Origin of the sequence: Octadecabacter dasysiphoniae, from assembly GCF_021532615.1 — a bacterium.
GTDB lineage: Bacteria > Pseudomonadota > Alphaproteobacteria > Rhodobacterales > Rhodobacteraceae > Octadecabacter > Octadecabacter dasysiphoniae.
Map to the genome: position 1 here is coordinate 85,559 of NZ_JAKGAQ010000001.1, position 19,894 is coordinate 105,452.

16 protein-coding genes and 1 riboswitch are annotated in these 19,894 nt (G+C 55.9%); of the genes, 11 read left to right on the top strand and 5 right to left on the bottom strand.

Features of this window, described 5'->3' with window-relative positions:
* Positions 1 to 4 precede the first annotated feature (4 nt).
* The 6 genes from L0664_RS00405 to L0664_RS00430 all read left to right on the top strand — a co-directional run bounded on the left by L0664_RS00405 (position 5) and on the right by L0664_RS00430 (position 6,360).
* Positions 5 to 841: a carbohydrate ABC transporter permease gene (locus tag L0664_RS00405; RefSeq protein WP_235223644.1), complete on the top strand. Its 837-nt coding sequence runs from the start codon at positions 5 to 7 to the stop codon at positions 839 to 841.
* Positions 841 to 1,599, top strand: coding sequence for an SDR family oxidoreductase (locus L0664_RS00410; protein ID WP_235223645.1), 759 nt, complete (start codon positions 841 to 843; stop codon positions 1,597 to 1,599). The genes L0664_RS00405 and L0664_RS00410 overlap by 1 nt, the downstream gene beginning before the upstream one ends.
* 3 nt (positions 1,600 to 1,602) lie before the next feature.
* Positions 1,603 to 2,496, top strand: a complete 894-nt coding sequence (locus tag L0664_RS00415) for a helix-turn-helix domain-containing protein (protein WP_235223646.1) — start codon at positions 1,603 to 1,605, stop codon at positions 2,494 to 2,496.
* Positions 2,493 to 3,914: a mannitol dehydrogenase family protein gene (locus L0664_RS00420; RefSeq protein ID WP_235223647.1), complete on the top strand. Its 1,422-nt coding sequence runs from the start codon at positions 2,493 to 2,495 to the stop codon at positions 3,912 to 3,914. Before L0664_RS00415 ends, L0664_RS00420 begins: the two co-directional genes overlap by 4 nt.
* A complete protein-coding gene (locus tag L0664_RS00425; protein ID WP_235223648.1) occupies positions 3,902 to 4,933 on the top strand; it encodes an ABC transporter ATP-binding protein in 1,032 nt (343 codons plus the stop codon). The genes L0664_RS00420 and L0664_RS00425 overlap by 13 nt, the downstream gene beginning before the upstream one ends.
* A gap of 107 nt (positions 4,934 to 5,040) precedes the next feature.
* A complete protein-coding gene (locus tag L0664_RS00430) occupies positions 5,041 to 6,360 on the top strand; it encodes a cytochrome-c peroxidase (RefSeq protein WP_235223649.1) in 1,320 nt (439 codons plus the stop codon).
* Here L0664_RS00430 and L0664_RS00435 read toward each other — a convergent pair.
* Positions 6,357 to 7,835: a CRTAC1 family protein gene (locus L0664_RS00435; RefSeq protein WP_235223650.1), complete on the bottom strand. Its 1,479-nt coding sequence runs from the start codon at positions 7,833 to 7,835 to the stop codon at positions 6,357 to 6,359. The two genes, L0664_RS00430 and L0664_RS00435, sit on opposite strands and share 4 nt — an antisense overlap.
* Entirely contained in the window at positions 7,832 to 9,100 is a 1,269-nt protein-coding gene (locus L0664_RS00440) for an ROK family protein (protein WP_235223651.1), read from the bottom strand. Before L0664_RS00440 ends, L0664_RS00435 begins: the two co-directional genes overlap by 4 nt.
* 204 nt (positions 9,101 to 9,304) lie before the next feature.
* Here L0664_RS00440 and xylF point away from each other — a divergent pair, with 204 nt between their 5' ends.
* The 5 genes from xylF to xylA all read left to right on the top strand — a co-directional run bounded on the left by xylF (position 9,305) and on the right by xylA (position 15,254).
* Complete coding sequence (gene xylF / locus L0664_RS00445) at positions 9,305 to 10,333, top strand: D-xylose ABC transporter substrate-binding protein (protein WP_235223652.1); 1,029 nt, start codon at positions 9,305 to 9,307, stop codon at positions 10,331 to 10,333.
* Positions 10,334 to 10,472: 139 nt separating this feature from the next.
* Positions 10,473 to 11,765 (top strand): sugar ABC transporter permease, encoded by a 1,293-nt coding sequence (locus L0664_RS00450; RefSeq protein ID WP_235223653.1) that lies wholly within the window; start codon positions 10,473 to 10,475, stop codon positions 11,763 to 11,765.
* Complete coding sequence (locus L0664_RS00455; RefSeq protein ID WP_235223654.1) at positions 11,765 to 12,514, top strand: ATP-binding cassette domain-containing protein; 750 nt, start codon at positions 11,765 to 11,767, stop codon at positions 12,512 to 12,514. The genes L0664_RS00450 and L0664_RS00455 overlap by 1 nt, the downstream gene beginning before the upstream one ends.
* Positions 12,511 to 13,956, top strand: coding sequence for a xylulokinase (gene xylB, locus L0664_RS00460; RefSeq protein WP_235223655.1), 1,446 nt, complete (start codon positions 12,511 to 12,513; stop codon positions 13,954 to 13,956). The genes L0664_RS00455 and xylB overlap by 4 nt, the downstream gene beginning before the upstream one ends.
* Positions 13,953 to 15,254 (top strand): xylose isomerase, encoded by a 1,302-nt coding sequence (gene xylA / locus L0664_RS00465; protein WP_235223656.1) that lies wholly within the window; start codon positions 13,953 to 13,955, stop codon positions 15,252 to 15,254. Before xylB ends, xylA begins: the two co-directional genes overlap by 4 nt.
* 4 nt (positions 15,255 to 15,258) lie before the next feature.
* On the opposite strand, the gene gcvP is transcribed toward xylA, so the two are convergent.
* The 3 genes from gcvP to gcvT are packed head-to-tail and all read right to left on the bottom strand — an operon-like array spanning position 15,259 to position 19,606.
* Entirely contained in the window at positions 15,259 to 18,102 is a 2,844-nt protein-coding gene (gcvP, locus tag L0664_RS00470; RefSeq protein WP_235223657.1) for an aminomethyl-transferring glycine dehydrogenase, read from the bottom strand.
* 13 nt (positions 18,103 to 18,115) lie between these two features.
* Entirely contained in the window at positions 18,116 to 18,475 is a 360-nt protein-coding gene (gene gcvH, locus L0664_RS00475) for a glycine cleavage system protein GcvH (protein ID WP_235223658.1), read from the bottom strand.
* Between the two features lie 9 nt (positions 18,476 to 18,484).
* Complete coding sequence (gene gcvT, locus L0664_RS00480) at positions 18,485 to 19,606, bottom strand: glycine cleavage system aminomethyltransferase GcvT (RefSeq protein ID WP_235223659.1); 1,122 nt, start codon at positions 19,604 to 19,606, stop codon at positions 18,485 to 18,487.
* A gap of 159 nt (positions 19,607 to 19,765) precedes the next feature.
* A riboswitch (glycine riboswitch) is annotated at positions 19,766 to 19,851 on the bottom strand.
* Positions 19,852 to 19,894 lie beyond the last annotated feature (43 nt).

The window sequence follows — 19,894 nt, forward strand, 5'->3', positions numbered from 1 at the left end:
GACAATGGCAGCTGTTACCGAACGCTCAAACTTTGGCAAATTTGCATGGCCCGTCATGGCATGGATTGTTGCTCTCATCTTCTTCTTCCCGATCTTCTGGTTGGTTTTCACCAGCTTCAAGACGGACGCGGATGCGGTGAAGCCGGAATTTCTGTTCCGCTTCACGCCAACGCTCGAAAACTACACGAATATGACGCAGAACTATGACTACTGGCGCTTTGCGACGAACTCGGTGATTACATCGACCTTCGCCACATTATTCGCTTTGTTTGTCGGGGTTCCCGCTGCGTATGCGATGGCCTTTAACCCGTCTCGCCACACCAAAGACATCCTGATGTGGATGCTGTCGACGAAAATGCTGCCCGCTGCGGCCGTGTTGTACCCGATGACATTCCTGACGAAGAACATGCTTGGCATCTATGACACGCACTTCCTGGTGATCTTGGTGTTGTGCCTGATCAACTTGCCAATCGTGATCTGGATGTTGTTCACGTACTTCAAAGAGATCCCGAAAGAGATCATCGAAGCCGGCAAGATGGACGGTGTATCAACCTGGGGTGAGATTAAGGATATCCTGATCCCGTTGGCATGGGGTGGTATCGCATCTACAGCACTGCTGACGTTTATCTTTTGCTGGAACGAAGCCTACTGGACGGTTCGTCTGACAACGATTGATGCGGCAACCTTGTCGACCTTGATCGAAGGCAACCGTGCACCGGAGGGTCTGTTCTTTGGCCGCCTGTCCGCGGTGTCTACAGCAGCAATCGCACCTATCGTGATCCTCGGCTGGTTCTGCCAAAAGCAGCTGGTTGCAGGCCTCACATTCGGAGCGGTGAAGTAATGCTAAACGCGGCACCCACAGACCTGACCGGCAAAGTTGCCTTGGTCACGGGTGCCGTCGGGGGCATCGGCGCAAGCGCGGTAGACCACTTTGCCGCGCTTGGTGCCACAGTCTATGCAACCGATATTGCCGACAGCTTTGATGGTCCCGCCACGTATGAGACCTTCGATCTTCTGGACAATGTTGAACTTGCGAAATGTGCCGACTGGATTGCCTACATTAAGCCAGATATCCTGTTCAACAACGCGGCCATCTTTGACATGGGTTCGGTGCTTGAAGCTGATCTGGATCAATATGATCGCCTTTTCGGCGTTAACGTGCGGGCCTTTTACGCTGTGATGCAGGCAACGGCCAAATCGATGGTCGCGAACACGCAGCAGGGTTCGATTATCAATCTTGCCTCCCAAGCAGGACATCGCGGTGAAGCTTTGGTCGCCCATTACTGTGCGACCAAAGCTGCCGTGATCAGTTACACGCAATCTGCGGCCCTTGCGGTTGCGCCGCATAAAATCCGCGTCAATGCGATCAGCCCCGGCGTGATCGACACGCCGATGTGGAAAGACGTTGATGCGCTGTTCGCCAAGTTTGAAGGCAAGCCGCTTGGCCAAAAGAAGCGCGAAGTCGGTGACGCTGTGCCGCTTGGCTATATGGGGCATCCGTCCGATGTTGCCCGCGCCGCTGTGTTTCTGGCCAGTGACCAATCCGTTTATATGACCGCCCAGACCATCGGTGTCGATGGCGGCAACGTGTTGAGATAGGTCATGTCCATCATTGAACCAGAAATCGAAGTCCTTGAGGCCAACGCCCATAGCGTTCGTTATCTTGAACACGGCTGGCCGGACCCGTTGTGCCGCTGGCATTCGCACAAGGAATGCGAATTGCATTTGATTCTGGACACCCAAGGCAAAGCGTTTGTCGGCGACTACATCGGTGACTTTGGTCCCAAATCGCTGTTTTTGACGGGCCCAAACCTGCCCCACAATTGGATTACGGATGAATTTTGGGACGGGCCAGTGACGCACCGCGACATGGTTATCCAGTTCGATCAGGACCGGATCATCAAACTCGCGAGCGCCTTCGGCGAGTTTTCTGACGTATCGCGACTTATCGAAAGGTCGCGTTCCGGGTTGGAATTCTTTGACTTTGATTTCGACTGGGTCCGTAACAAATTTGTGCAGGTGCGCGATCTTTCCGGAACCTATCAGATGCTCGCCTTTATTGAGCTTTTGACCTACGTCACGGGTATTCCGTCTGCCAAAGAACTGTCGCTTGTAAAGATGCAGCAAAATGTCGGCGACACACGCCATGCCCGCATCGCGATTGTTATTGATTACATCGTCGAACACTTCGCCGAGAACCTGAAAGTCGAAACCGCCGCCGAATTGTCGGGGATGAGCCCGCAAACATTCAGCCGCAATTTTCAGGCTGTCACGGGGCGTCGTTTCGTTGAATTCGTCAATCGGGTACGGATCGGTGAAGCCTGCGGTATGCTCTATGCGACCGAGCTTCAGATCACAGAAATTTGCCACAAAGCGGGTTTCAAAAACCTCGCCAATTTCAACCGCCATTTCTTGAAGGTTAAATCGATGACTCCGTCGGAGTATCGTGACATCGCCCGCAAAGATCTTGTGCCACAACTGGAGGCCGCGCAATGAACACTGCCGTGCATGCCCCGATCCACGCCACGACATATGCGCGTTCCGACTGCCAGATTGGTGTTGTTCACCTTGGCTTTGGTGCGTTCCACCGCGCGCATCAGGCGGTGTATCTGGATGACTATATGGCCGTGTCCGGCGATCTGCGCTGGGGCATCGCTGCCGTCAACCTGCGCGGTTCCGAAGCACCGCATTTTCAGGCCGCCGCGGACGATATCGAACGTCACGACGGGTATTTCCTGAAATCCTATTCCTCCGATGGCGAAGTTGATCTGCGCCGTGTGCGTCCGCACGTCGCCTTTGAGGATTGGAGCATTGACCGCGCCAATACCGAAGGCTTGCTGTCATTGGAGACCGTTCACCTTGTGACGATCACCGTAACGGAAAGCGGCTATTACACCGATCCGGATGGCAACCTGAACCTGTCGGACGCCACGATCGCATCCGAAGCAAAAGGTGGAACCGCCGAAAGCGTTTACGGATACCTACGTGCCGCGTTGCAAAAGCGGATGGACACCATTGCCGCACCTTTGACCATCGCGTGCTGTGACAACATCCGCCAAAACGGCAAGATGCTGCACCGCAATTTGCTGGCCTATCTGGCGGCATGCGGTGATGACAGTCTTGCGGTATGGGTCGAAACGAATGTTGCGTTTCCATGTTCCATGGTGGACCGGATCACGCCGCGCAGCCCGCAGGAATTGGTGACTGAATTGACTGCCCTGATCGGCACCGAGGTCGCGTCCCCTATTATGGCCGAAGATTTTATCCAGTGGGTTCTACAAGACAGCCGCGCGTCGGATATGCCCGACCTTGCCCGCGCAGGCGTGACGGTAACGCCGGACGTCGATCCCTATGAAGAAACCAAAATCCGGGTTCTGAATGGCGGGCACACGGCCCTGTCCTATCTTGCTGCGCTGAAAGGCATCGAAACATTTGATGCAGCCATGCGTGACGCTGATCTGTTGGCGCATTTCAACGGGTTCGAAAAAGACGAGGTTCTTCCAGCGATCACGATCAATCTGCCGTTTTCGAAAGAAGATTATCTGCAGAGCATCGCACGTCGCTTTAGCAACCGTGCAATCGGTGACACCATCGCGCGCATCTGTGCAGATGGCATGGCAAAGTTCCCGATATTCATTCGCCCCACGCTTGAGGGGTGTCTGGCGCAAGGCATTATGCCGCTCAACAGCATCCGAAGCATTGCCAGCTGGCATGTCTTTGCGTCCCACGTCGCAGCGGGAAAGATCCCGTTCAAATACGTCGAACCTAGCTGGGATGATCTTAAATCCTTGCTCGGAACGGACGCCTTTATCCAAAGCAAACAGCTTTGGGGCGATCTACCCAAAACTTACCCTGACTTCGCCGATATTCTTCGGCATGAAATTTCTGAATTGGAGACACAATGGCCGGTTTGACACTTCGTAACGTCGTCAAGAAATATGGTGAAACGCAAGTTATGCATGGTGTCGATCTCGACATCGTGGATGGTGAGTTCGTCGTATTTGTTGGCCCATCAGGCTGTGGTAAATCCACATTGCTGCGCATGATCGCCGGTCTGGAAGAAATTTCTGACGGCACGGTCGCGATTGGCGACACAGTGGTCAACGAGGTCGCGGCATCCAAACGCGGCGTTGCAATGGTGTTCCAGACTTACGCGCTTTACCCGCATATGACGGTCTATAAGAACATGGCGTTCGGTCTAAAGCAGGCCAAAACGGACCCCAAAGAAATTGATCGCCGCGTCCAGGATGCCGCCAAAATTCTGCAACTTGATACGTACCTTGATCGCAGCCCACGCAACCTGTCCGGTGGTCAGCGCCAGCGTGTCGCGATTGGCCGTGCGATTGTACGCGACCCCGAAGTTTTCTTGTTCGACGAACCGCTTTCCAACCTCGACGCTGCCCTTCGTGTGCAAACGCGTCTGGAAATCGCACGCCTGCACGAACGCCTTGGCAACACGATGATTTACGTGACACACGATCAGGTCGAAGCCATGACACTGGCCGACAAGATCGTTGTTTTGCGCGATGGTCGTATCGAACAGGTGGGTTCACCCATCGATCTTTACGAACGCCCGGACAATGCCTTTGTTGCGCAGTTTATCGGCAGCCCGAAGATGAACTTCTTTTCAGATGTTGATCTGGCAAAAGATTCGGCCAAGGTTTTGGGCGCGGCAATTACCGCCGACGAAGAAGTCGGATTGCGTCCGGAACATCTGGTGCCGTCCAGCAAAGGTTCCGTCGTTGAAGGTAAGCTTGAGCTGGTTGAAAACCTTGGTGAATATGCACTTGTTCACCTTGTGACGTCCACCGGTGTCGAATTCATTGCGAAAACGGAAAAGCCACCGGCCGCCGCCAAAGGTGAGACGATCGGCTTTACGATCAAGCCAGAACTGGCGCACCGTTTCGACAAAGCGACCGGCAAGCGTAAGTAATACCCGTCTCGTTACAATTTCTGAAAGGGCTCGCAACAACTGCGGGCCCTTTTCGTATGCCGCCCCTTGTTGCAAGCCCGCGACGCCCATACGGTCGCAGCATGAACATGAAACATATCACTTTCTTTGTGGCGTTAACGGCTGCCCCGGTGATCGCGGGACCGTTGCCCAATCCGGTGACAGATGATGCCTATGCGGCCGTCGATCCAGCAGAGGCCATTTTGGGCCAACTGTTGTTCTATGATCCGATCTTGTCAGGCAATAAGGACATTGCCTGCGCGACCTGTCACCACCCTGCTTTCGGGACGTCCGATGCCGTTTCACTGTCATTGGGTGATGGTGGTATCGGGTTAGGGCCTGATCGCCGCGTTGACCCAAGCAATGTCCCCGAAGAACGGATTCCGCGAAATTCACCTGCTTTGTTCAACCTTGGTGCGCAGGAATTCACCGTTCTTTTCCACGATGGACGGCTAGAAGCAGATGCAACGTTGCCCAATGGTATTCGCACGCCAATGGACGCGGACATGGTCGAAGGGTTCGCGTCTGTGCTGTCAGCCCAAACGATGTTTCCCGTTCTTAGCCGTGATGAAATGGCCGGATCGCACCGCGAAAACGAAATTGGTCGAAAGGTTCGCCAAGGGTTGATTACCGGGCAGGGGGGCGCGTGGGATACGCTTGCGCGCCGCGTTGCGGATATCCCTGAATACGTCGATGCGTTCCTATCTGTGTATCCCCATTTGAACAATGCGGATGAGATCGCGTTTACCGACATCTCAAACGCGATTGCGGTTTTTGTGGCCTATGAATGGCGATCGGATACAGCCCCGTTCGATGCGGTTCTGCGCGGCGAAGGGGCCCTGTCAGATCAAGAACAAGCAGGCCTTGATCTGTTTTATGGACAAGGCGCGTGCGCCAGCTGCCACAATGGTCCGTTTCTGACAGATCATGCGTTTCACGTTATGGGAGCGCCCCAGATCGGCCCGGGAAAATCAGCCACCTTCGAAGATCATATGCGCGACGACGGGCGGTTTCGCGTGACAGGGCGAGAAGCGGATCGCTACGCCTTTCGCACGCCGTCTTTGCGAAATGTCGCGCTGACTGCGCCCTATGGCCATGCTGGTGCCCACGCGGATTTGACGGGTTTTGTTGCGGCGCACACGAACCCCGCCGAAAGCCTGCTGGCCTATGATCCAGCCCAAGCCATCCTTCCTGACTTTGAGGGGGAGGATTTCGCAGTGATGGCTGATCTTGATCAGGTCCGCGCGATTGCGGCTGCGGTGACGATCGATCCTGTCGAGTTTTCCCCGGTGCAGATCACGCAAATTGTGGCCTTCTTGAACACCCTGACCGACCCAATAAGCGTCGCAGGGCGGTTGGGTGTGCCAAACGCCGTACCGAGCGGGTTGGATGTTCCAAACCCCGACTAGGGTTTGGTAATCATGATCCGGTCACCTGCGATAGCGTCTGTTATCGTCACGGTGCCATCAGGCCAGTCCACTTGTATCGTAGCAGCCTCTGCCGTGCCCAAACCGAAATGGCGCGGTAACAACTGACCACCCGCATGCCCGCCGCCGATGACCTGCTGGATCGACTGGCGCATATCATCGGTTTCAACGGTGATCTCCGCGCCGATGGCATCGCGGTTTCCGCCACTTTGTTGAAGAGATACTGTCATCCAATTGCCTGTTTGCGAGGTCGTGTTTCGATAAAGTTCAAGCGGTGCGCGGCGGTTCGACACGATCAAATCAAGTCGCCCGTCGAGGTCAAAATCAACCAACGCCCCACCGCGAGACCGATCTGTCGTGGCGACGCCAGCGGTTGCGGCGGCCTCATGAAATGTACCGTCCGGCGATTGCATCAACAGGTTATTTGGGTCGCGCATCGCCATGCCCGGCATCTGGTCAACATTGCCTTTGGCGATGAAAAGATCAGCGCGCCCGTCATTGTCCACATCGCCGAATTCCGCATGCCACCCCGTGGATGGCCGCCCGTCATCGCCGATGTGCGGACGCTGGGAATAGGTGCCGATGCTGTAATCTGCCGCAGCGTAGGTGCCGTCAGTTTGGGAAAACTGAAGCAATTGATCGCCCATTGATGTAAGCATCACATCGTCCAGACCATCCCCGTTCAGATCTCGACTGGCGATGCCCATGCCCCAAAGCGCCACGTCGGGCCAACCATCCTCTTCGCCTAAAAAGCGTTTGTCTGCGATGTCCCACATCTGTTCGCGTCCGCCGGAAACGTAGTAGTGGCGGTCGTTTGACAACCGCAACGTCGGGCGATCGCGGGCATCTTTGGCCGCTAGGATCGACAGCGGGCAAAACCCGGGCGTAAGGGCATCAGAAACGTAGCCTTCGCCGAGGGGGCGCAAAACCGCGTTGTTGTCACAGGCTTCGAACGGGCCATCTGGATCGGATCGATCAACATAGTTTCCAACTGCAAATGTGGGCCGACTGTCACCCGTTTCCCACCACGCGGTAAACGCGGTGGACCAACGATCACCCCCCGCCAAAACCGGATCAGTCTGTTCCTGGAACGTGCAATCTGGCCCGCCGCGCAGAACCGCGTTTTCCCCGACCCGCAGCACAAAAAGATCGGTATGCCCGTCTGCGTCAATATCTATCGGATAGGCGCCCGTCACACCAAAAAGGGGCGCAATCGCACCATCCCTAAACGCAAACCCTCCTTCGTTGATGATCAGTTTTGCAGGGTTTTCACCCCCTGCGGCAAATGCGTCTGGCAAGGCGTCACCGTTGCAATCAAACACTGCAATTCCGCCACCAACGAAGTGTTCCCACCCGCCATCATAAACCAGCTGAGGGAGGTTCGCGGACAGGTCTTCAAATGTCGGATCGGCCAACGCCGCAACGGGCAGGCAGGCAAGAACGGCAGCGCGGATCACAGGTTTTGCACCTCAAGCCCGCCGACCATAGTGTCGGTCAGCGCAGACAAGGCAGGGACCGTGGCCCCACGCGCCCAATCCAGATCGTCCCAAAAATGGACTTCGACCTGACAAGGTTGGCGGCCTTGCGTCAGCGTTAATTTCTGCATCTCGGCCAAGACTTCGTCGGCATATAGATAGTCATATCGCGTTCGTTTGCCTGACAGGATGATCAGCGGCGGATCAAACAATTGCACCACATTGGATAGGCCGATGGACAAATAGCGCCCTGCGCGGCGGAAGATCGTTTCAGCAGCGGCGTGCCCGGCCTTTGCTTTTTCGAACAGCAGTTCCAGCAGGACGTCTTTGTCTTTGAGGTCGGCATCGTCGCGATCAAGGGCGGTCGCGGCTTCACGGGTCAGGGCGTAGTCACCCAAGTACGCCTCTAGGCATCCGCGCTGGCCACATCGACATAGCGCACCGTCCAGCTGTACCTTTGTATGCCCAAGTTCGAGGCCCATACCGTGGGTTCCGCGGTACAACATGTTGTTCACCACGAGCCCCATGCCAACGCCGTTTTCAATTGTGACAACAGCAAAATCAGCCTTCTGGCGGCCAACGCCAAACCACAATTCCGCAAGGGTCAGCATGTTCGTGTCGTTGTCGATAAACAGCGGCATATCAAGCCGCGCGCCAAATGCGGTTTTGAGATCGACATTGGGATCGTGGAGAAGCGAGCTCCACCTGATAAGGCCGCTATCCTTGTCGACAATCCCCGGAAGACCGATACCGATGGCATTGATCCGGCGATCCGGTGCGCCGCTTTTTTCGCAGACCCGCGAGACGAGACCTGTGATTTCGTCCAACAATTCTGACGTGCTGCGGCGCTTATCTGAAGCGGGTACAGATGCGGTGGTGATGATGTTTCCTGCGAAATCGCACAGGACTGCAGAATGGCGTTTGAAAGATAGTTTAATTCCAATGACGTAGGCCGCTTCTGGTACAACCTCGAGGGCGACGGGTGGGCGACCACGGCCTGCGTCGCGCACGGGCTCGGAAACTTCGCGCAAGATGCCTGATGCGATCAATTCGGCTGATAGGGTTGTGGCACTGCCGGCGCTGATGTGTAGGGCGCGTGTTATATCCGCCCGCGCTGCGCGCCCGTTTGAACGTACATGCTGAAAAATCTGTTGTCGCAGCGGCAACGGCGATGCAGAGGGGCCAGAATGCTCCAGCAGGGGGCCGCATCCACCTTGTTTACTTGCTTGGTCGATATAATTTAGCATGTAAAGATAATCCCGATGAAATCACGCGCAATCCACGGACCTTCCGGAGTGTAGGCGTAATTTTTCCCCTTTTGGAAGGTTTTTTGTGCATTTTGGAAATTTTTTATTTTGCAAATTGAATTTAATCAGGCAGTCTAGCTTCACACGAGTCGGTTGGCTCGTCCTCGGGGCGACTCGGGGGAAACATCCTTGGGAGGAAAAATAATGAATAAGTATATCATCGCTGCGGCTGTTGCCGCTGCTGGTTTCGGCTCGACTGCATTTGCTGACGGCCACTCCATTACTGTTGGCGTTAGCTGGTCCAACTTTCAGGAAGAGCGCTGGAAAACTGACGAAGCCGCAATTCGCGCAGCTTTGGAAGCCGCCGGTGCAACATATATTTCCGCTGATGCGCAGTCTTCATCTGCCAAGCAGCTGTCCGACGTTGAAAGCCTGATTGCACAAGGTGCGGATGCGCTGATCATTCTCGCACAAGACGCAGCAGCAATCGGCCCAGCCGTTGATGCGGCAGACGCTGAAGGCATCCCGGTCGTTGCTTATGACCGTTTGATCGAAGACGAGCGCGCATTCTACCTGACATTTGACAACGTCGAAGTTGGCCGGATGCAGGCGCGTGCTGTTTTGGCTGCACAGCCTTCCGGCAACTACGTGATGATCAAAGGATCACCAACAGATCCAAACGCAGACTTCCTGCGCGGTGGTCAGCAAGAGATTCTTCAGGATGCAATCGATTCCGGTGCGATCACAATCGTTGACGAAGCTTACACAGACGGTTGGTTGCCTGCGAACGCACAGCGCAACATGGAGCAAATCCTGACAGCGAACGACAACATGGTCGATGCGGTTGTAGCATCTAACGACGGTACAGCTGGTGGCGCAGTTGCTGCTTTGACAGCGCAGGGCATGGAAGGCATTGCGGTGTCTGGTCAGGACGGCGACCACGCTGCGCTGAACCGAGTTGCTCTGGGTACGCAGACTGTGTCCGTCTGGAAAGACGCACGTGAGCTTGGCCGCGCCGCTGGTGAAATCGCCGCGACTTTGGCTGGTGACGACATGGCGATGGTTGACGGTTCCGCTAAGTGGACATCACCCGGCGGCACTGAGATGAACTCCATCTTCCTCGCACCTGTGCCAATCACAGCTGACAACCTGTCCGTCGTCACAGACGCGGGCTGGATCACAGTTGAAAGCCTGTGCCAAGGCGTGACCGACGGTCCTGCACCTTGTAACTAAAGAGGGCGGTTCGCCGCACCTTTCGGGTCCCGCCTATGTGGCGGGACCCAACTCCTCCCCATAAAACCCTACATTGACTGATCTTGCCCCGTTATATTTGCGGGATGTGAACAGTATTTTCTCGAATGGAGACAGGCAAATGTCTGACCAAAACACCGCCACGCCGCCGCCCAAGCGCAGCTTTATGCAATCGCTCGAAGTTGATCTGCGCCTTTTGGGAATGGTCGGCGCGTTTTTGGCCGTTTGTGTTGTATTCAATGTGTTGACGGACGGGCGTTTTCTGACCCCGCGCAACATTTTCAATCTAACGATCCAAACTGTTTCGGTGGCTATCATGGCGACTGGCATGGTGTTTGTGATCGTCACCCGCCACATCGACCTTTCCGTTGGTGCGCTGCTTGCGACCTGTACCGCAGTGATGGGCATGACCCAGACACAATGGCTGCCAGATATGTTCGGCTTTGAACTGGGCCATCCGTTGATCCCTTGGATCACCATTGCCGTTGGGCTTTTCGTTGGTGCCGTTATTGGCGGCGCGCAGGGTTGGCTTGTCGGCTATCAGGGTATTCCTGCGTTTATCGTGACGCTGGGTGGGCTGTTGGTGTGGCGCAATGTCGGCTGGTGGTTGACGGACGGCGCTACAATCGGCCCGCTTGATCAAACCTATGTGCTGTTTGGCGGCATTGGTGGAACCCTCGGCGCATTCTGGAGCTGGGTTGTCGGCATCGTTGCCACCATCATTGCGCTGTTTGCCATGTGGTCCGCGCGGCGTGCAAAAACGGGCCACGGGTTTCCGGTAAAACCTATGTGGGCTGAGGGCCTGATTATGGGTGTCATAGCCGCTGCGATCCTTGGATTTGTGGCGATCCTGAATGCCTACACTGTGCCCACGCGTGTCGTTGCACGTGATCCCAGCCTGTTCGGCTGTGAGGTCGCAGAAGGTTGTGTCGCCGCCTACGGCATTCCGTATTCGGTATTGATGTTGATCGCGGTTGCAATTGTCATGACCGTTATTGCGCTGCGCACCCGCCTTGGCCGCTACATTTTCGCAACGGGGGGTAACCCTGATGCTGCGGAGTTATCGGGCATCAACACGCGTCTTTTGACGGTAAAGATTTTTGCGATGGTCGGCGTTTTGTCGGCCTTGGCAGGCATCGTTGCCTCAGCGCGCCTTGGCTATCATACCAATGACATCGGCACGCTGGACGAACTTCGCGTCATCGCGGCGGCCGTCATTGGTGGCACCGCCCTATCCGGTGGCATCGGCACAATTTATGGCGCCATCATCGGCGCGTTGATCATGCAATCCCTGCAATCAGGAATGGCCATGGTTGGCGTGGATGCACCTTATCAAAACATCGTCGTCGGCGCGGTCCTCGTGCTCGCCGTGTGGATCGACATTCAATATCGCAAGCGTGTGGGGACGAAATAATGACAACGCCATTGGTTGAAATGAAGAACGTCTCGATTGCTTTTGGTGGCGTGCGCGCTGTCGATAACGTCAGCATCGAATTACACGCAGGCGAAGTTGTCGGGCTGCTGGGCCACAATGGTGCTGGCAAATCTACGCTGATCAAGATGCTATCGGGTGCCTACAAAATGGACTCGGGCGAAATCTGGATCGAGGGCAATAAGGTGTCGATCAATTCGCCACGCGACAGCCGCGACCAGAATATCGAAACGATTTACCAGACGCTTGCCTTGGCCGATAATCTGGATGCGGCAAGCAACCTGTTCCTCGGGCGTGAATTGACGACACCGTTTGGTTTTGTCGACGACAGCCGGATGGAGGCCGAAACACGCAAGATCATGGCGCGGCTGAACCCGAACTTCAAAAAACTGAAAGAACCGGTTTCAGCGCTGTCAGGTGGTCAACGTCAGTCCGTCGCGATTGCACGTGCGGTCTATTTCAATGCCAAGATTCTGATCATGGATGAACCCACGGCTGCGCTCGGTGTGCATGAAACGGAAATGGTCGCGGACCTGATCAAAGAGCTGAAGGCCCAGGGCCTTGGCATTTTCCTGATCAGCCATGACACCCGCGAGATGATGGAGCTGTGCGACCGCGTGTCCGTGATGAAGAACGGTCAGATGGTTGGTACAGAACGGGTCGAGGACGTAACCGAAGACGATATCTTGTCGATGATTATCCTTGGTAAGAATCCAAAAGCCGCAGCATGACGTACATCGGGCTTGATCTTGGGACGTCGTCGCTCAAGGCGATTTTGATTGATGAAGATCAAAACGTGTTGGCGGAACATACGGTCGCCATGACCGTAGCGCGCCCACGTGAAGGCTGGTCAGAACAGGATCCGCAACAATGGTTTGACGCGACCTGCACTGCGATCAAAGCGCTCGGTGCGAGGGCAGACCTGTCCAGCGTGCGCGGGATCGGGTTGTCTGGCCATATGCACGGGGCGACGTTGATCGACGCGAACGATACAGTTTTGCGCCCTTGTATCTTGTGGAATGACACTCGTTCCTTTGCCGAGGCGACGGCCTTGGACGCGGACCCGAAATTCCGCGATCTGTCTGGCAACATCGTATTCGCTGGCTTTACGGCACCCAAAATAGCGTGGGTCAAAAATAACGAACCGGATATCTTTGCCAAGATCGCCAAGGTTTTGCTTCCTAAGGATTATCTACGCTTGATGCTAATCGGTGATTACGTGGCCGAAATGTCGGATGCGGCAGGCACCAGCTGGTTGGATGTCGCCAAACGTGACTGGTCCGATGATCTATTGGCCGCGACTGATCTCGATCGCAGCCACATGCCGCGCCTTGTTGAAGGGTCGCAAAGCTCCGGTGAAATACGCGCGTCCCTTGCCCAGGAATTGGGCCTCCCCAAGGGCGTCGTTGTTGCGGGCGGGGGCGGCGACAATGCGGCCTCCGCGATCGGGGCAGGCGTGGTAAAAAGTGGCGATGCGTTCGTGTCGCTTGGAACGTCCGGTGTGCTATTTGCGGCGTCCGACGCCTATCAGCCAGATGCGGCCAGCGCGGTGCACACGTTTTGCCACGCGCTGCCTGACACGTGGCATCAGATGGGTGTGATCTTGGCTGCGACGGATGCGTTGCAATGGTTGTCGCGCCTGACGGGGCTATCCGCGGCTGAATTGACAGGGAATCTTGGCGACCTAAAGGCGCCGTCACGCACGTTGTTCTTGCCCTACTTGGGCGGCGAACGCACGCCGCACAACGATACAAAAATTCGCGGCCAATTCCTTCACCTTGATCACGCAACTGACGCCAAAGAGGCTGCACGTGCCGTTGTCGAAGGCGTGACATTTGCATTTGCTGATTGTCACATGGCCCTGAAATCCACCGGAACAACAATCGAACGCGCGCTTGCCATGGGCGGCGGCGCGAAGTCCGACTACTGGTTGCAGGCGATTGCAACAGCGCTGAATATCCCGTTGATGGTGCCGCAAACCGGCGATTTTGGCGCTGCCTTGGGCGCTGCACGTCTTGCCATCATGGCTGTAACAGGTGCCGGGCCTGAGGTCGCGTCTATGCCTCCGATTGCCAAAACCGTTGATCCAAACCTCTCCCTCCAATCCGCATTTTCCGAGGCCTACGCCCGATATCGCGCGGCCTACACCACGTTAAAGGACCTTCCCGCATGACCGATTTTTTCAAAGGTATCCCCGCAATTCAGTATGAAGGACCGGACAGCACTAATGATTTCGCATTCCGCCATTACAATCCGGACGAGGTTGTTATGGGCAAGCCACTGAAAGACCACCTTCGGTTTGCGGCAGCCTATTGGCATTCGTTTGCATGGCCTGGTGGCGATCCGTTCGGCGGCGCGACGTTGGAACGCCCGTGGTTCGGTGACACAATAGCGGATGCCAAATTGAAAGCTGATGTCGCGTTCGAGATGTTTCAGATTCTCGGCGTGCCGTACTTTTGTTTTCACGATGAAGACGTCCGTCCGGCAGGCGCGACGTTTGCCGAAAGCACGAAAAATCTTGAAACTATCGTCGATTACTTTGCGCAAAAGATGGACGACACAGGTGTTAAGCTTTTGTGGGGCACGGCCAACCTGTTTTCACACCGCCGTTTCATGTCGGGTGCGGCGACAAACCCTGATCCGGATGTGTTCGCCTATTCCGCGGCGACGATCAAAACCTGCATGGATGCCACGATTAAACTTGGGGGTGAAAACTATGTCCTGTGGGGCGGGCGCGAAGGCTATGAAACCCTGCTGAACACCGACATGGGCCGCGAACGCGCGCAGGCGGGGCGCATGTTGGAAATGGTCGTCGAGTATAAACACAAGATGGGATACAAGGGCGCGATCCTGATTGAACCCAAGCCACAGGAACCTACAAAACATCAGTATGATTACGATGTCGCGACAGTTTACGGGTTCCTCAAGGACTTTGGTCTCGAAGGCGAAGTGCAGGTGAACATCGAACAAGGTCATGCGATTTTAGCTGGGCACAGCTTCGAACATGAATTGGCGCTGGCGCGCGAATTGGGGATTTTCGGGTCCATCGATATGAACCGCAATGATTACCAATCCGGTTGGGATACAGACCAGTTCCCCAACAACGTTCCCGAAATGGCTTTGGCGTTCTACGAAGTCCTGCGCGCGGGCGGGTTCAAGACAGGTGGCACGAATTTTGATGCAAAACTGCGCCGCCAGTCACTGGATGCAGAGGATCTGATCCTTGCCCACGTTGGCGGGATGGATGCCTGCGCTGCAGGTCTAAAGGCGGCCGCCGCGATGCTCGAAGACGGCAAACTGGAAGCTGCCCGCGATGCACGCTACGCGGGCTGGGATAGTGCGGATGGCAAAGCCTTAATGACCAGCGATCTTGCATCGATCCATGATCAAGTCTTGGCCAATGGCACAGATCCCAAGCCGCAGTCCGGTCGTCAGGAACGGCTAGAGAATCTGGTCAATCGCTACCTTTAGGCCGCTATTCGGCGGCTTCTAGATAGTCGTCCATCGGCGGGCAGGTACAGGTGAGATTGCGATCCCCCCAAACATTGTCCACCCGGTTCACGGGTGGCCAGTATTTGTCCACACGAAACGCGCCGGGGGGGAAACATCCCACCTCGCGGGAATAGGGTCGATCCCAATTCTTTACGAGGTCTTCCATTGTGTGTGGCGCGTTCTTCAACGGGTTGTTTTCGCCGTCCACTGTGCCGTTCTCGATCTCTGCAATCTCTGCCCGAATGGCGAGCATGGCATCACAGAAGCGGTCCAACTCGGCCTTGGTTTCAGATTCTGTGGGTTCAATCATCAGCGTGCCAGCCACTGGCCAAGACATCGTTGGGGCGTGAAATCCGCAATCGATCAAACGTTTGGCAATGTCATCCACGGTCACATGCGCTGAATCCGCGAAGGGGCGTGTGTCGATGATACATTCGTGCGCGACCCGCCCTGTGGGGCCTTTGTACAAAACATCAAACGCCCCTTCGAGGCGTTTGGCGATGTAGTTCGCGTTTAAGATCGCGACGCGCGTCGCTTGGGTCAAACCATCCCCGCCCATCATCAAACAATAGGCCCATGAAATCGGCAGCAGGGAAGGGGAGCCGAACGCAGCGGCGGACACGGCCCCATTGCCATCAACCGGATCACCGGGAAGATGATCAATCAAATGGGATTTAACACCAATCGGACCCATGCCCGGCCCACCGCCGCCATGAGGGATGCAAAACGTCTTGTGCAGGTTCAAATGGCTGACGTCGCCGCCCAGATCACCGGGGCGAGACAGACCGACCATGGCGTTCATGTTGGCGCCGTCAATATAGACTTGGCCACCGTGATCGTGGGTGATTTTGCACACGTCGATCACAGTTTCTTCGAACACGCCGTGCGTGGATGGATAGGTGATCATGCATGCAGCAAGGTTATCTTTGTGCTCAGCTGCCTTGGCGCGGAAATCATCCAGATCAATGTCGCCACGATCATCACATTTCACAACGACGACCTTCCAGCCGACCATCTGGGCAGACGCTGGATTTGTGCCATGGGCGTTCATCGGGATCAGGCAGACATTGCGGTGCCCTTGCCCGTTGGCGCGGTGATAGGAAGCGATGGACAGCAGCCCAGCGTATTCGCCCTGCGCGCCGGAATTAGGCTGCATGGAAATCGCATCATAGCCAGTAACGTCGCACAGCTTGGCCGACAGATCGTCGATCATTTCCATATAGCCGGCCGCTTGGTCGCGCGGAATATAGGGGTGCAGCAGTGAAAATTCGTCCCACGTGACGGGCATCATTTCAGCGGCCGAATTCAGCTTCATTGTGCACGACCCAAGCGGGATCATGGCGCGGTCCAGCGCAAGGTCGCGATCCGCGAGGCGGCGCATATAACGCATCATTTCCGTTTCGGCGCGGTTCATGTGGAACACGGGGTGGGTCAGATAGTCTGATGTTCGGATCAACGCATCCGGCATGTGGTAATGTGGCGTATAATCCTTGTCCTCGCGGGTGATACCGAAGGCACGCCAAACGGCCTCAATTGTGTCGGACCGTGTACGTTCATCCAGCGTGATGCCGACCTTGGTGCCGCCAACAGCGCGCAGATTGATCCCCTCATCCACCGCTGATTTCATCACTGCGGATTGCAGAGGGCCAACATCAACCGTGATCGTGTCAAAGAACGTGGCGGGGCGCACATCAAAGCCGCCCATCTTAAGCCCTTCGGCCAGCCGTGCAGTTTTGCGGTGGATACGTTGGGCAATGGCACGCAGGCCTTCGGGCCCATGAAACACCGCATAAAACCCTGCCATGACGGCAAGCAAAGCCTGAGCGGTGCACACATTGCTCGTCGCTTTTTCGCGGCGAATGTGCTGTTCGCGCGTTTGCAGTGACAGGCGGTATGCACGATTGCCGTGGCTGTCGATAGACACGCCCACAATGCGCCCGGGCATGTTGCGCGCGTAGTTCTGTTTGGTCGCCATATAGGCCGCATGCGGGCCGCCATAGCCAACGGGCACACCAAAGCGCTGTGTCGATCCGACCGCGATGTCGGCACCCATTGCGCCCGGTTCTTTCAACAGCGTCAACGACAGCGGATCAGCCGCGACAATACCAATGGCTTTTGTGTCATGCAGCTTGCCAATTTCAGTTGTGAAATCACGAATAAGACCATGCGTGCCGGGGTATTGGAAAATTGCCCCGAATACCGCGTCGGCGTCCAGATCATCCGGATTCCCAACAATAACCTCGATTCCAAGCGGCGCAGCGCGCGTTTTCATCACGGCGATGTTTTGGGGATGGCAGTTCTCGTCGATAAAGAACCCTTTGACCTTCGATTTCGAAACTCGCTGCGCCATGGTCATGGCCTCTGCACAGGCGGTGGCCTCGTCTAACAAGGACGCATTTGCAATCTCGAGCCCTGTGAGGTCAGACACCATAGTCTGGAAATTCAACAACGCCTCAAGCCGGCCCTGTGAAATTTCGGGCTGATAGGGGGTGTAGGCCGTATACCATGCAGGGTTTTCGAGGATATTGCGCTGGATTGCGGGCGGCGTAACGGTGCCGTGGTAGCCTTGCCCGATCAGCGACGTCAAAACCTTGTTTTTGCCTGCCACGCCTTTCATGTGGTGCAGCAATTCACGTTCCGACATGGCTTTGCCGAAATCCAACGGTTTTGCCTGCCGGATGTTTTGCGGCAACGTATCGTCGATCAGCGCATCCAAGTCCTTCGCCCCCACGACATCCAACATCTGCGCCATTTCGGCGGGCGATGGCCCGATGTGTCGGCGATTGGCGAAATCATAGGGCAGGTAATCTGTGGGGGTGAAGGTCATTGGATGCTCCGGTTCAGGCGATCAATTTGTTGTAGGCGGCTTCGTCCATCATGTTGTCCATCTGGGATGGGTCGGATGGTTTGATCTTGAAAAACCAACCGCCGCCGATAGCGTCTTCGTTGGCGAGGCTCGGGTTGTCTGTCAGCGCGTCGTTCACTTCGACGATCTCACCGTCAATCGGGGCCATAATGTCGGACGCGGCTTTGACGCTTTCGATGACCACGATTTCTTCGTCTTTAACGACAGTCATGCCCACTTCGGGCAATTCAACAAAAACGATATCGCCCAGTTGTGTGGTTGCATGTTCCGTGATGCCGACAACGATTAGATCGTCTTCGGCGCGCAGCCATTCGTGTTCTTCGGTGTATTTCATGAGGGTCTCCTAGCGTTTGAAATTGGCGGGAATAAAGGGGAGTGGCGTGACGGTAAGCGGAAGGCGTTTGCCCCGCAATTCACCATAAAGGACAGTTCCGGATTTATGCAGGCTGTCTGCGACAATGCCCATGGCAACGGGGCCACCAACGGATGGGCCAAACCCGCCGGATGTGACAAACCCGATTTGTGTTTCGCTGTCTGCTGTTTCAAAAAGCGGCACACCTTGGCGCATCGGTGCGCGTCCCTCGGGTTTCAGCCCGACGCGGTGGCGCGCAACGCCCTTTTCCAGTGCCTTCAAAATAATGTCGGCGCCGGGGAATCCACCTGCCCGTGCACCATCCGTGCGACGTACCTTCTGGATCGCCCAAGTCAGGGAGGCTTCGACAGGGTTCAAACCATCGTCCATGTCTTGCCCGTACAGGCACAGGCCCGCCTCAAGGCGCAAGCTGTCACGCGCACCAAGGCCGATGGGTTCTACGTCGTCGTGCGCCAGCAATGCCCGCGCCACGTCAACGGCTTGTTCTGCTGGCACCGAAATTTCGTACCCGTCTTCACCGGTGTAACCGGACCGCGATACCCAAGCCTCAGCCCCGGCGATGGAAAGGGTCGCAATATCCATGAACCGCATATCAGCGGCGCGTGGATCTAGCGCCGACAAGACGCCCTCGGCGCTGGGGCCCTGCAATGCCAGCAACGCGCGGTCGGTAATTTCCGTTACAGTGACTGCGTCCAGCTTTGCCGTCATATGGGCAATGTCTGCAATTTTGCATGCGGCATTCACGACGACAAAAACATGATCACCGCGATTGGCGAGCATCAGGTCATCCATGATACCGCCCGCGTCATTGGTGAAAAACCCATAGCGCTGGCGGTTTTCGCGCAGACCCAGGATGTCGACGGGAATAAGCGTTTCAAGCGCCGACGCGGCAGTCGCGTAGTCAGCACCTTTGACGATGACTTGACCCATATGACTGACATCAAACAGGCCCGCTTTGATGCGGCAATGTGTATGCTCGCCCATCACGCCCAGTGGGTATTGGACCGGCATAGAATAGCCGGCAAACGGAACCATTTTGGCACCCAGTTCCACGTGCAAATCATGCAGTGGGGTGTGCAACAGATCGGACATGTAACGCCCCTTTTTCTCAGGCCGTTTTGATATCTTGGATATCTAGCGGCACCACTTGGACGCAAAGGCAAGCCTTTGCGCGTGATGCCCCCTCTGTCCGTTTGCCTGAGATTGCTATCCCTTCGGCGGGCACGCATCGTGCCTCTCTCCAGAGTCTTCGTATGTCCGTCGGTCCTGTGGCCTGAGAGTTTCCGGGGCGGTTGCTCCTTCGGCACCAGCGATGCTGGTTCTCCCGACGTTGATTCTGCCGCACATTGTCGCGGATCGCCGATTGAGGCAAGAGATTTG